The organism is Paraburkholderia fungorum, assembly GCF_003610895.1.
Taxonomy (GTDB): Bacteria; Pseudomonadota; Gammaproteobacteria; order Burkholderiales; family Burkholderiaceae; genus Paraburkholderia; species Paraburkholderia fungorum_B.
The window spans coordinates 47677-61186 of the sequence record NZ_MCAS01000011.1 but is presented as its reverse complement, the minus strand read 5'-3'; the positions used below and the strand labels follow the sequence as shown (position 1 = coordinate 61186).

The following is a 13510-nucleotide window of genomic DNA, read 5'->3' as shown; positions in this document are numbered from 1 at the left end:
ATGTGCCGCTCGATGCGGCAGGCTTCCCCGATCCGCAGAAGCCTTTATGGAGCGGAGCGCGACGCGGATTAGAATTTTTCCTCGGAGAGTTGGCACGTCCGGCAGTGTATTGTTCGCGCACAACCCATACTTACACGGTCCCTGCATGTCTTACCAACACTTGCTCGCCGAGCTCGATCTCGGCTTCACTCGCTTGCGCAATCGCGTGGTGATGGGTTCCATGCACACCGGCATGGAAGACCGTTTCTGGAATTACCCGAAACTGGCCGCGTATTTCCGCGAGCGCGCGAAGGGCGGAGTCGGCCTGATCGTCACGGGCGGAATCTCGCCGAACCGGCAAGGCTGGCTGCTGCCTTTCGGCGGCACGCTGAATTCGGTATTCGATCTGCGCAATCACCGCCTGCTCACCGAGGCCGTACATGCCGAAGGCGGCAAGATCGCGTTGCAGATCCTGCATGCGGGACGTTATGGATACCAGCCGTTTGTCGTGTCGGCATCGGCGCTCAAATCGCCGATCTCGAAGTTCAAACCGCGTGCGCTCACGGAAGCCGGTATCGCGCGGACCGTGCGCGACTATGCCCGCTGTGCGCGCCTCGCCCAGCGCGCCGGTTACGACGGCATCGAAATCATGGGCAGCGAGGGCTATCTGCTCAACCAGTTCCTGTGCCCGCGCACGAACCGGCGCACCGACCGCTACGGCGGCAGCATCGAGAACCGCATGCGGCTCGCGCGCGAAATTGTCGAGCGCGTGCGTGCCGTATGTGGCGAACGCTTTATCGTCGTGTACCGACTTTCGCTGATTGACCTGGTCGAAGGCGGCAACACGTGGGAAGAAACCGTGCAGGTCGCCCAGGCGCTCGAAGCCGCGGGCGTCACGATGTTCAACACGGGAATCGGCTGGCACGAAGCGCGGGTGCCGACCATCGTGACCTCGGTGCCGCGTGCAGCGTTCGCCGCGCTGAGCGCGCGGCTCAAGGCTGCGGTCAAGGTGCCGGTGATCGTGTCGAACCGCATCAATACGCCCGAGGTCGCCGAAGCACTGCTCGCCGAGGGCGCGGGCGATCTGGTGTCGATGGCAAGGCCGCTTCTCGCCGACCCGGAGTTCGTGCAGAAAACCGCTGATGGACGCGCGCACGAAATCAACACCTGCATCGCCTGCAATCAGGCCTGCCTCGACCACACGTTCAAGAACCAGCGCGCGACCTGCCTCGTGAATCCCCGTGCAGGACGCGAAACCGAGTTGATCTACCGGCCGGTCGCAAGCCCGCAGGCCGCGCGTTCGATCGCGGTGGTCGGCGCGGGGCCAGCGGGACTTTCCGCGGCGACGGTTGCGGCCTCGCGCGGCCATCGCGTCACGTTGTTCGATGCGAGCGCAACCATCGGCGGCCAGTTCAATCTGGCGATGCGCGTGCCGGGCAAGGAGGAGTTCAGCGAAACGATCCGCTATTTTCAGAGCCAGTTGCAGCGGCATCGTGTCGACGTGCGGCTCGATACGCGCGTCGATCCGGCGCTGCTCGCGGCAGGCGGCTACGACGATGTGATCGTCGCCACGGGCATCGTGCCGCGGAGCCCGGCGATTGCCGGCATCGACGGCGCCAACGTGCTGTCTTATGTGGACGTATTGCGCGGCGTGCCGGTGGGTCGGCGTGTCGCGGTGATCGGTGCGGGCGGGATCGGTTTCGACGTCAGCGAATTCTTGCTGCACCGTGCAGGCGACCCTCTGCCGATGCCGCGCGACGCATGGCTCGACGAATGGGGCGTCGATCTCACGGTGCGGGAGCGCGGCGGCTTGAAAGCGCCGGCGCCGGCACAGCCGCCCCGCGAAATCTGGTTGCTGCAACGCAAGCCGGGCAAGCTCGGTATGGGGCTCGGTAAAACCTCGGGCTGGGTGCATCGCGCCACGCTGGCAAGAAACGGGGTGAAGATGCTCGGCGGGGTGTCGTACCTGGAAATCAGCGCACGCGGGTTGAGGATTGCGCGCGAGGGCGTCGAAGAATGGCTCGAAGTGGATACGGTTGTGGTGTGCGCGGGACAGGAATCCTTGCGCGACCTGGTTCCGCAGACGTCCGCACACACTGCTGACACGTCAAACGCCGCGAATCAGGCCGGTGGCGGGGCTGGCAGCGCGAGCGGTACAAACGGTGCAAACGGCACGAATGGCACAAATGGCACGAACGGCCCGCGCTATCACGTGATCGGCGGCGCCAAGGTGGCAACGGAACTGGACGCGAAACGCGCGATACGCGAGGGTGCGGAAGTGGCGGCGGCGCTTTGAAGCAGCAGCGAGACGCGCAGGTGGCGACAGCATGCTGAGCGGCGGAACGCTGAAACCCAAAGACCGGAGAACCGGCGACGGGCAACACAAGCCCGCCGCCGTCTCTGCTCAGGCGAGCCCCTTCTTCCGGTAGTCGAACCAGAAAGACAGGCCCACGCTGGCCAGAATCACAATCGTCGCGATGACCGTGGAATGCGTGACCGGCTCGCCGAGCAACAACGCGCCGAGCGCCACCGCGACCACCGGATTCACGTACATGCAGCTGCTGGCGATAATCGGACTCGTATGCCGGATCAGGAAACCGTACGCGACGTAGGCGGCCATCGTCCCGATCAGCATGAGGTAGACGAAAGCCAGCACCGGCAGAAAATGCACGTCCATCATCCGCTCGCCGGACACCCAGGCGACCATCGTCGACATCGCGCCGCCGAGGCCGATCTGCAGCGACGTCGATAGAAACAGGTCCGACGGCAGCTTCAGCCGGCCGGCCAGATGCGCGCCGCCGGCCCAGAAAAGCGCACCGCACAGAATGGCGAGACTACCGCCCGCCGATCCCGGGGCGCTGTCGCCGTGACTCAGGATCGCGATGCCCACCAGCCCGAGGCCGACCGCGAACCACTCGCCGCGGCCGATCTTGCGCCCCGCCACCGCCGCGATCACCGTCGCGAACAGCGGCACCGTCGCCACCATCACGGCCGCGGTGCCGGTGCCGACCGTGCGCATGCCATAGGCCAGCATGCCGCTCGACAAGCCGACCAGCATCGTGCCGACCAGGCCCGCATTGCGGATTTCGCCCGCAGTCGGCCAAACCGGATTGCGGCGCGCCGCGAAAATGAAGAGCCCTACCCCGGCAAACAGATTACGCAACCCCGAGAGCAGCAGCGGCGGAAACGAGCCGAGTGCGACATGCACGGCGAGATAGGTCGAGCCCCAGACGAGATAAACGACAGTGAGCGCGAGCGCGATCTGGCCGTTGCGGGACTGCGGCAAACGGATCGGAAAACCACGCGGGAAACGGCTTGGGAGCTGCGGCGACATGCGTTAGCCCGCCCAAGCCGCTCGAGGTGCTGCGCCCCCGCTGAAAACCCGGTGGCGGGATGGCGGACACCGCATCGGCGATGCGGTCTGACGGGCGAGGCTGGCGGACATGTCGGTGGAACGGAAAGACGATAGATGGCCAATGGGGCCACAACGCCGTGGCGGTCGCAAGGAATCGACCCACGGCTGACACGCGCTAAACATCGGGCGCGACGCCGCATTATGCAGTAAGCGTCCACCGCGTCGCTTGAAAGAATCGTAACTTTTTGCGTACATGCAACAGAAAAGCCGGGGACGCATCCCCGGCTTTCGCTTGACGTGTGAAACCGGCCGCTCAGACTATGCGAGCGGCATCGCCGGCCACGCTCAGTTGGCCATCGCGCCCGATGCTTCGTGCTTCATACCCATCGCGTCGCCGCTTTTCTTCATCTTGTCGTGCTTCATCGCGTCCTTTTTCATGCTGTCTTTCGACATGGTGTCTTTGGACATCGAGTCCTTCGACATCGTATCCTTGGACATCGCATCGTTGGACATTGCGCCGCTTGCCTGAGCGAACGCGGCGCCGCCGCTGGTCAGGAGAGCGACGGCCATTGCTGCAATTGCGAACTTTTTCATGGGAAAACTCCGTTTCGTTATGGATCAATCTGAACCGGCATCGCATTGATGCCGGGGTACTTCCGAAGCTTCTGCCGCCCGGGGTCGCGCGCGCGAGCTGGCACGCGCCGACCCGCGCGCGTCAGGAGCCTCCGAACCAGTTGTAGCCCTGGTCGACCCAGTAGCCGCCAGGGTACGTGTTGGTGACGAACATCTCGACAATGTGCTTCGGATTCTTGTAGCCGAGCTTGGTCGGCATGCGCAGCTTCATCGGGAAACCGTATTTCGCGGGCAAGCGCTCGCCGTCGTACGAGAACGTGAGCAGCGTTTGCGGATGCAGCGCGGTCGGCATGTCGATGCTTTCGTAGTAGTCGTCGGCGCATTTGAAGCCGACGTACTTCGCGCTCGTGTCCGCGCCGATGCGTCGCAGAAAATCGGCAAACGGTGTGCCGCCCCAGCGGCCGATCGCGCTCCACCCTTCCACGCAGATATGCCGCGTGATCTGCTCGGCATGCGGCAACGCGTAGAGTTCGGGCAAGGTCCATACGCGCTGGCCGGTGACGAGGCCGCTGATTTTCAGCTTGTAGTCGGAGGCGTCGACATCCGGCACGTCGTCGATGCCGTAGAACGCGTTGAATGGGAACGGCCGTGTGATCTGCGCTTCGGTGTAGGTCGGCGCGAGTTGCTTCGGATCGAACAGCGCGGCTTGCGCGCGGTCGTTCAGACGCGACACGGCCGTGAGGAATGCGTTGACCGAATCGTTGTCGGTGAGCGAGCAGCCGGTCAGCATGGACAGGCCGCCGAGCGTCAGAAGCCGCTTGCCGAACAGGCGCCGCGAGGGCATCGCGAGTTCGCGCCGCGCGTCGATCAGGATCGATTCGCGGTCGAGCTTACTGCCAGTCATCAGGGCAAGCTTTCGCTCGCGTTGTGTATCGGGTCGGGTCATGATTCGATGTCCTTAAGCTTTGCGTATCCGTGAATCAGCCGCTTAGCGTCCGCGCAGCATCGCCAGCAGCGAGCGCGGGACGAGCGCCACCATCACCAGATGCACGGCGATGAACGCAGCCATGAGCGACATGGCGCAGAAGTGGACGATGCGCGCGTTGTCATAGCCGCCCATCAACTCGCGTAGCAGCGGAAACTGCACCGATTTCCAGATCGCGAGGCCGGAAAGCACCAGCACGATCAGATCGCAGACGACAAACAGATAGGCCAGTTTCTGCACCGCGTTATAGACGCGCAGATCGGCGTGCGAGAGCTTGCCGGTCAACGCGGCAATGAAGTCGTGCAGTACGGCGCGCGGCGAGACCGGCAGGAACTTGCGCACGAAGCGCCCGCTGACCAGATTCAGCGCGAGATACAGCAGGCCGTTGAAGACCAGCAGCCACATCGCCGCGAAGTGCCATTGCAGCGCGCCGCCGAGCCAGCCGCCAAGCGTGATTGCTGTCGGAAACGTGAAGTCCTTGAAGATCGGCGACGCGTCATAGATGCGCCAGCCGGACAGCATCATCAGAATGGCCGCGAGCGCGTTGAGCCAATGCGTGACGCGCACCCACACCGGGTGAATCGTGCTGCCCTTCGGCAACGCGGGTGGCGCGGTTTCACTGAGAACATGAGGCGTTGCCATGACAATCTCCAAGGGAATGGGAAGCGCTGCGGGATCGTCGCGCGATCAATGGCACACGGCCAGTTCGCCGACCTGCAATACGTCGCCGGTCGCGGCGTTTTCGACGAAAGCGACAACACCGAAGGTGCCGGCCGGCGCGTTGGCATCGGCGTCGTCGATACGGATATCACGGCGGATTTGTGCCTGGCCGGCAACCAGCGGCACGGGGCCGATCCATTGCCGGACAACGCGTTCGTGATGCAGCGTGACGCCGCTGTTTTCGCCGGCTTTGACCTGGGAGCTCAGCGCGTTCTGATAGAGCGCGACGTAGGCATTCAACGGGTCTGCGGGGCTCTTTGTGTCGGCCGCCTTGCTGGTGAATTGCGCATCGACGTTGAAGGCATCCTTCGCCTGCGATTTCAGTTCGAGCGCCACGTTGGCCTGCGCCGGTTCGGCGACAAGCTTCTCGACGCGGCTCTGAAAGCTGTCGCGTTGCGACCAGCCGCGCAATTCACGGCCCGATACGAAGATCTCGGGTGTGTAGATGGTGTGGCCGCCGGCGAGGTCGGTGAGGGTTTGCTGACGTTCGGTGAAGCGATGCTGCGAGAAGCGGTCGGTCCAGCCGAGGCTGTTCCAGTAGTCCACGTGCAAGGCCAGCGGCACGATGCTTTGGCTTGCGCCGCTGTTTTTCCATTGGCTGAGCCAGGCGTCGGCCGGCGGGCAGCTGTTGCAGCCTTCGCTGCTGTAAAGCTCCACGAGCGCTACCCGATGCGACGGGCTGTGCGACGCGCATACGGCGCCAGCCGCGGCTGCAAGACCGCTGGCCGAGAGGGTCGCGAGCGCGACGACAAGGGCGATCGCGCGGGTGACGCGGCGGGCGACAGCGCGGTCGGCATATCGGTTGGCTCGGCGGGTTCGGGTAATTCGCATGGCGTGCTCCATCAGGATCTGCACGTTTGTCGAACCACGAGACCAGTTATGACAGCCGGTTCCGATTTTTATTTTGATTCGGGGTGTCCGCCCACCGTTCCGGCCGTTCCGTACCGTCGATGTCCGCGGGAAGCCTGCGGGCGAACTGCCTGCCGGCGTCCCACGGAAGGTGCATCAATCGTAGCTAACGACAACGATCACCTGAGTATCCTGCGCGGCACGCTTCGAAGCCAGCGACAACACTCCGCCATCGCGGCCAACCCGGTAGTGCCCGTCACTGGCGGCGCTGAACACATGGCCACTGCCATCGACAAAACGCTCGGCCAAGGCATCACGCGCCTTCGCGCCGTTGATCACCTGAAGCGCGACATTGGCGCCCGCAACCACGCCAGGCTCTGCGCTAAAAGTCAGGGTAACCGCCGAACCGGCCGCCGCCAGCCGCCCGCCGGCAGCATTGACACGTGCTCCGGCCTGAACAGGCGCCGGGGCCACCGATACCTCCAGCTGCGGCGCCACGATCATGCCCGAGAAGGTGATCGTTCCACCGCTCGCCATTGCCTGCATCGGCACCGCAACCAGCGCCGCCGTCGCCGCTACCGCGCCGAGTACCGCAAACCGCCCGATTCCCGATTTCATCAGCACATCTCCTTAAGCCGTCTCACATCGCACCGCGCTATTGGCGCGCCGCCCACCGCTGCTTCCTCGACCAGGCAACGGCCACCCCTACAGGCGCATTAACGGCCGCGCCGCGTCTGCCTTGAACGCTCCCACGGGATCTCAGACGCGCCGCACCGCGCATCCCCCAGCGGCAATTAAAGAGACGCGCCGGCCGTGCTAACATTCACCTTTCGATTGTGTCGATTAAGCTTTCTTTTCGGCGCTCCCTAATCTCTTTCGTTATCCGCCGGCTACTCCAATGCGTTTTCCGTTTTCCCGTGCCCTTTCCCGTTTGCGCCCCCGCCGCGCAACCGGTTGCGCGCGCGCGGAGATCGCAGCGCCTCACGCCGGCCAGCCGACCCGAACGCTCCCGCTTCTCGCCGCCCGGCGCCCGATCTAACGCAGGTCCCCTCCATCGCCGGGGCCGCGTCGTCGGGCTCCGGGCTGATCTCATCCGCACGCTGTCCCCTTACATGCAGATCGAAATGGAGAACCCGTCATGAAAAAGACGAAAACCTGTTACCTCACCGAACTCGACGTCGCGCGTCTCGAAAAGCACGCAGCCGCGCCCGGCGCCGACGCCAGATTGCAGGACATGCTCGACGACGTCCTCGCGCGCGCCGCGATCGTCGAATCGCGCGACATCCCCGCAAACATCGTCACGATGAATTCGCAAGCCACGCTAGTCGACGAAACCAGCAACGAGCAGATGACGTGGACCGTTGTCTATCCGCCCGATGCGGACTTCGCGCAAGGCCGCCTGAACGTGTTTTCCCCGCTCGGTCTTGCGCTGCTCGGCGCCAAACGCGGCGGACGCATCCGCTTCACGCCGCCAAGCGGCACGGAAAAAGTCCTGAAGCTCGAGAAGATCCTGTTCCAGCCCGAAGCGGCCGACGACTTCACGCTGTAAACCACGCACATTCGCGACGCAGAACTGCTGCGCCGCATCATTCCCGGCAGCCCTATCACAATCAGAATAGTGCGAGGCTGACCGGCGTTATCTCCGATATCTGACTTTTTCAAGACGGGTTGCCAAGCACTACCCGGGCGGTGTATCGTGTGCGCTGCTAACGCGGGGGTCCTGCGTGGCACGGAGGTTGGAGGTCCGTGTTGCGTGGGTGAGAAATACCCTTTGAACCTGATCTGGATAATGCCAGCGCAGGGAAGCGTACGGATTTCGCAGCTGGTCTACCGTTTCATCTCTCGCGAATCCGACAACTTCCATCTCGTCTCCTGCTTAGCGGCCCCACATAGCTTTGCATGGAGATAACGCATGAACGCCAACCCGAAGTTCCTTTCCGCCGACGCCCACGTCGATGCCGCCGCTGTCGCGCCGCTGCCGAATTCCCGCAAGGTCTATGTGACCGGCTCGCGCCCCGATATCCGCGTGCCGATGCGCGAAGTTTCCCAGGCGGATACGCCGGATAGCTTCGGCGGCGAAAAGAACCCGCCGGTCTTCGTCTACGATACGTCGGGCCCCTACTCCGATCCGCAAGCGCAGATCGACATCCGCGCGGGCCTGCCCGCGCTGCGTCAGGCCTGGATCGAGGAGCGCGGCGACACCGAAGCGCTCACGGGCCTGTCGAGCGACTTCAGCCGCGAACGCGCCGCCGATACCGCGACTGCCGAGTTGCGCTTCAAAGGCCTGCATCGCACACCGCGCCGCGCCGTCGCCGGCAAGAACGTGTCGCAGATGCACTACGCGCGTCGCGGCATCATCACGCCGGAAATGGAATACATCGCGATTCGCGAGAACCAGCAACGCGCCGCGTATCTTGAGAGCCTGAAGACGAGCGGTCCGAACGGCGAAAAGCTCGCCGCGATGATGGGCCGCCAGCATCCGGGTCAGGCATTCGGCGCGAGCGCCTTCGGTCCCGACGGTCTGAAGGAAATCACCGCGGAATTCGTGCGCGAAGAAGTCGCCCGCGGCCGCGCGATCATCCCGAACAACATCAACCACCCGGAAAGCGAGCCGATGATCATCGGCCGCAACTTCCTCGTGAAGGTGAATGCGAACATCGGTAACTCGGCGGTCACCTCCTCGATCGGCGAGGAAGTCGACAAGATGACGTGGGCGATCCGCTGGGGCGGCGACACGGTGATGGATCTGTCCACCGGCAAGCACATTCACGAAACGCGCGAGTGGATCATCCGCAATTCGCCGGTGCCGATCGGCACGGTGCCGATCTATCAGGCGCTGGAGAAGGTGAACGGCAAGGCCGAAGATCTGACGTGGGAAATTTTCCGCGACACGCTGATCGAACAGGCCGAGCAAGGCGTCGACTACTTCACGATTCACGCCGGTGTGCGTCTGCAATACGTGCCGCTCACGGCCAAGCGCATGACGGGTATCGTCTCGCGCGGCGGCTCGATCATGGCGAAGTGGTGCCTCGCTCACCACAAGGAAAGCTTCCTGTACGAGCACTTCGAAGACATCTGCGAAATCATGAAGGCGTATGACGTGGCCTTCTCGCTCGGCGACGGCCTGCGTCCCGGTTCGATCTACGACGCCAACGACGAAGCGCAACTGGGCGAGTTGAAGACGCTGGGCGAACTCACGCAGATCGCGTGGAAGCACGACGTGCAAACGATGATCGAAGGCCCGGGCCACGTGCCGATGCAACTGATCAAGGAAAACATGGACCTGCAACTGGAATGGTGTGACGAAGCACCGTTCTATACGCTCGGACCGTTGACCACGGACATCGCGCCGGGCTACGACCACATCACGTCGGGCATTGGCGCGGCAATGATCGGCTGGTTCGGCACGGCAATGCTTTGCTATGTCACGCCGAAGGAACACCTGGGGCTGCCGAACAAGGACGACGTCAAGACCGGCATCATCACGTACAAGCTCGCCGCGCACGCCGCCGATCTGGCGAAGGGCCATCCGGGCGCGCAGGTGCGTGACAATGCGTTGTCGAAGGCGCGTTTCGAATTCCGTTGGGAAGACCAGTTCAATCTCGGTCTCGACCCGGACAAGGCACGCGAATTCCACGACGAAACGCTGCCGAAAGATTCGGCCAAGGTCGCGCACTTCTGTTCGATGTGCGGCCCGCACTTCTGCTCGATGAAGATCACTCAGGACGTGCGCGAGTTCGCAGCGCAACAGGGCGTCACCGACGACGAAGCGCTGAAGAAAGGCATGGAAGTGAAGTCCATCGAGTTCATGAAGAAAGGCGCTGAGATCTATCAGCGGCAGTAAGGTAGGGATCGCGGGTGCACTGGCGTGCGCTCGCCATTCGAACCTCTTGCGTCACTGTATTGCAGCACCGAAGCCCGCCACTGGCGGGCTTTTGCATTTCTGCGCGCCGGGAACGCCGCATGCTGCGAGAGGAGAAACATTTGATTACGAAACCGACAATCCACTGACAAGCTCACACATCTGGATACGGGTTGCGGCGATAAGATCAGCAGTAAGGACGGCGTAATCCGTCCATTTCAACCCAACCCTTTCCAGACACAATGAACGGAGTCAGCATCATGAAATCGATTCGTCAACTCGGCGCGCTCGCGGCAATCGTCGCGGTTGTCGCAAGTCTTTCCGCGTGTGACGGCATGACCACGCGACAGCGCGATACGGCGATCGGCGCGGGCGTAGGCGGCGCGGCAGGCGCGCTGATCGGCGGCAATGCCCTGACCACGCTTGGCGGCGCGGCGGCAGGCGGCATTATCGGTAATCAGGTCGGCAAGTAAGCAGGCACAAGCGGACACAAGCGTGCACGACACCAGGAAGGCGGCCGGCGCCATGCCGGCCGCTTCACGCAATGCTTTGCAATGACGTGAAATAAGCCGTTACGGTTTTGCAATCCTGCGAACGCGACGCGGGCGTAAGCTCAAGCCAATACGCCCCGCATGGCGGCGTCGGTTTGAAACAGGAGCGCGTCATGAAGTCCCGCATCATCAACACGGTCGGCACGATCGGCCAGCAGCTGCCGCGCCGTTTCCCTCGCATTTCACAAGCAGGGCTTGCGCTCACCGGTGCGGCCTGCGCGCTGGCACTGTCCGGCTGTTATTACCCGTACGGTTACTATCCGGGCGGCTACTATCCGTATTACGCCACGGTCCCCGCGAATACAACGCAACAGGACGTGCAGGTCGGACCGCCCGATTCGCAGGCAGCACAACTCACGCAACAACCTCCCGTTTCAGCGCAACAGCGGGCCCAGAACGCCCAGCAGAACCCGCCTCCTGCTTATACGGTTGCCGCGGTACCGCCACCTGTTTATGTTGCTCCGGCCTATCCCGCCTACTATCCACCGCCGGTGTATCCCGCTTATTACGGCTACCCCGGCTGGTACGGCCCATCGGTCTCGATCGGCTTCGGATTTGGCGGTTATTGGGGCGGCGGACGTGGCTATTGGGGCGGTGGGCACGGCCACTGGCATTGAATCTCGCACTTGGGTTTCGCTGAATCTCGCTGAGTTGTCTTAGCCGTCCCGTGCTCGCCGCGATCAGGGCACGAGACGGACCTGTGCCGTATCACCTGCACTGCACGGGCTGCCTGAAAGCCGGCATAGCCGCCATACCGCGTCGGCCTCGCTTCACGCGCATCATGCCGCGGCGATCCCCGCTCACAGGACGCCGCGCCCCCTCTCTCCTTCGCCCGTACTTACCCTTCTTGACGGCTCCCAACCGGGCTCTATGCTTGGGAAAGCCACACGCAGTACTCGTTTAAATAAGCCGACCCGGCGCGTCCTGCACGCGCCGCCGACGCCCATCCGTCCTGCCAGAGCGACGCGCCCCGCAGTGCGTAGTCCGCGTCGATCTCGAACAACAACGAAGGAGACGTGATGTTTCACCAACTACTCACTCCAGTCGGCAATTCGCTATTGCTTTCATTCATCGTCGCCGCCTTACCGATCATCGTCGTGTTGCTGCTGCTCGGCTGGGCGCGCCGGCCGGCCTGGCAGGCGTCGCTCGCGGGCCTGATCGTCGGGCTCATCGTGGCGATCTTTGTCTGGCAGTTCCCGGTCGGGCTTGCGGCCGCCTCCGTGGCCAACGGTGCAGTATTCGCCTGCTGGCCGGTGATGTGGATCGTGTTCAGCGCGATCCTGCTCTACAACATCTCGCAACGCTCGGGCCGCTTCGCGGCCTTTCGCATGTGGATGATCGACAACCTGCCGAACGACCGCCGCGTCGTGCTGGTCGTGATCGGCTTTTCTTTCGGCGCGCTATTCGAAGGGATTTCCGGCTTCGGCACGCCGGTCGCGATCACCAGTTCGCTATTGATACTGCTCGGTTTCCCCACACTCGAAGCACTCACCTTCACGCTGATCTTCAATACCGCACCGGTCGCGTTCGGCGCGCTGGGCGTGCCGATCACGGTGCTCGGCGCGGTCACCCACCTGCCGGCCGACTCGCTCGCCAAGATGGTCGGACGGCAGCTGCCGTTTTTCGCCTTGCTGCTGCCCTTCTACGTGATCGGCGTGTATGCGGGCTTTCGTAACATGCTGCGCGTGTGGCCGGTGCTGCTGGTGTCGGGCGCAAGCTTCGCGCTGACCCAGTTCGTCACGGCGAATTACGTGAACTACAGTTTGACCGACGTGCTGTCGTCGCTGGTCTCGCTGATCCTCACGATCGCCTTCCTGCGCGTATGGAAACCCGCCGTCGATCCAAAGTTTGCGATCAACATCGATCGCGTGGGCGAGGTACGCGGCAAGATCAGCGGCGGCCAGGGATGGTACCCGTGGATCATCGTCTCGGCAGTGGTGATCGTCTGGACCGTCGCGAAGATCTTCCTGATCGGCGACGTCAAGGTACCGTGGCCTGGCCTCGACAAGGCCGTGTTCATCACCCTGTACAACACGCCGTATGGCGCGGTGTGGGACTTCCAGCCGCTTGCTACCGGCACGGCGATTCTGGTGGCCGCCATCATCACGTCGCTCGTGACGGGTCTGGGCCTCAGCGAATTTGGCAAGGCCATTGTCGACACCTGGGTCCAGACGCGCATCGCCATTCTGACGGTGGCAACCATCGTCGCCCTCGCCTATCTGATGAACTACTCCGGGCTCACCTACACGCTCGGGCTCGGCGCGGCATCGGTCGGACCGTTCTTTCCGCTCGTGTCGGCGTTCCTCGGCTGGGTCGCGGTGTTCCTCTCCGGCAGCGACACCTCGGGCAACGCGCTGTTCGGCAACCTGCAGGTGGTGGCGGCTCACCAGCTGAACCTGAACCCGATCCTGATGGCGGCGACCAACTCGTCGGGCGGCGTGATGGGCAAGATGATCTCGCCGCAGAACATCTCGACCGGCGTGGCCACGACCGAGCTCAAAGGCAAGGAAGGCGTGGTGTTCGCCAAGACCTTCAAGCATTCGATTCTGTTGACGGTGATTCTCGGCGTATTGGTGTGGGTGCAGCAGAACTTCCTGCAAGGGATGATCCCGCACTGAGGCGTGCATTCGAGCCGC

12 protein-coding genes and 1 riboswitch are annotated in these 13510 nt (G+C 63.3%); of the genes, 6 read left to right on the top strand and 6 right to left on the bottom strand.

Going from position 1 to position 13510, the window contains the following annotated elements; translation table 11 throughout:
• Nucleotides 1-145 precede the first annotated feature (145 nt).
• Entirely contained in the window at nt 146-2275 is a 2130-nt protein-coding gene (locus tag BCY88_RS12270) for an NADPH-dependent 2,4-dienoyl-CoA reductase (RefSeq protein ID WP_120344513.1), read from the top strand.
• A gap of 108 nt (nt 2276-2383) precedes the next feature.
• Here the strand turns inward: BCY88_RS12270 and BCY88_RS12265 are convergent, their stop codons facing one another.
• From BCY88_RS12265 to BCY88_RS12240, 6 genes are all read right to left on the bottom strand, one after another.
• Nucleotides 2384-3313, bottom strand: coding sequence for an EamA family transporter (locus BCY88_RS12265; protein WP_120344512.1), 930 nt, complete (start codon nt 3311-3313; stop codon nt 2384-2386).
• A gap of 366 nt (nt 3314-3679) precedes the next feature.
• The gene (locus BCY88_RS12260) at nt 3680-3928 is read right to left on the bottom strand and encodes a pentapeptide MXKDX repeat protein (RefSeq protein WP_120344511.1); all 249 of its coding nucleotides are present in this window, start codon (nt 3926-3928) and stop codon (nt 3680-3682) included.
• A gap of 121 nt (nt 3929-4049) precedes the next feature.
• Nucleotides 4050-4853, bottom strand: a complete 804-nt coding sequence (locus BCY88_RS12255; RefSeq protein WP_259461370.1) for a molybdopterin-dependent oxidoreductase — start codon at nt 4851-4853, stop codon at nt 4050-4052.
• Nucleotides 4854-4895: 42 nt separating this feature from the next.
• On the bottom strand, nt 4896-5534 hold the full coding sequence (locus BCY88_RS12250; RefSeq protein WP_120344509.1) for a cytochrome b/b6 domain-containing protein: 639 nt from the start codon (nt 5532-5534) through the stop codon (nt 4896-4898).
• 45 nt (nt 5535-5579) lie between these two features.
• Nucleotides 5580-6443 carry a DUF1223 domain-containing protein gene (locus BCY88_RS12245; protein WP_120344508.1) on the bottom strand — a complete coding sequence of 288 codons (864 nt, stop codon included), beginning with the start codon at nt 6441-6443 and terminating at the stop codon, nt 5580-5582.
• A 174-nt stretch (nt 6444-6617) separates the two neighbouring features.
• Entirely contained in the window at nt 6618-7079 is a 462-nt protein-coding gene (locus BCY88_RS12240) for a hypothetical protein (protein ID WP_120344507.1), read from the bottom strand.
• Between the two features lie 520 nt (nt 7080-7599).
• On the opposite strand from BCY88_RS12240, the gene BCY88_RS12235 reads away from it, so the two are divergent.
• The 5 genes from BCY88_RS12235 (at nt 7600) to BCY88_RS12215 (ending at nt 13492) form a co-directional block, all read left to right on the top strand.
• The gene (locus BCY88_RS12235; protein WP_120344506.1) at nt 7600-8010 is read left to right on the top strand and encodes a GreA/GreB family elongation factor; all 411 of its coding nucleotides are present in this window, start codon (nt 7600-7602) and stop codon (nt 8008-8010) included.
• Nucleotides 8011-8164: 154 nt separating this feature from the next.
• A riboswitch (TPP riboswitch) is annotated at nt 8165-8283 on the top strand.
• Between the two features lie 90 nt (nt 8284-8373).
• Nucleotides 8374-10305, top strand: a complete 1932-nt coding sequence (gene thiC / locus BCY88_RS12230; RefSeq protein ID WP_120344505.1) for a phosphomethylpyrimidine synthase ThiC — start codon at nt 8374-8376, stop codon at nt 10303-10305.
• A 278-nt stretch (nt 10306-10583) separates the two neighbouring features.
• A complete protein-coding gene (locus BCY88_RS12225) occupies nt 10584-10796 on the top strand; it encodes a glycine zipper 2TM domain-containing protein (protein WP_120344504.1) in 213 nt (70 codons plus the stop codon).
• Between the two features lie 191 nt (nt 10797-10987).
• Nucleotides 10988-11491, top strand: a complete 504-nt coding sequence (locus BCY88_RS12220) for a hypothetical protein (protein WP_120344503.1) — start codon at nt 10988-10990, stop codon at nt 11489-11491.
• Nucleotides 11492-11893: 402 nt separating this feature from the next.
• Nucleotides 11894-13492, top strand: a complete 1599-nt coding sequence (locus BCY88_RS12215; protein WP_120344502.1) for an L-lactate permease — start codon at nt 11894-11896, stop codon at nt 13490-13492.
• Nucleotides 13493-13510 lie beyond the last annotated feature (18 nt).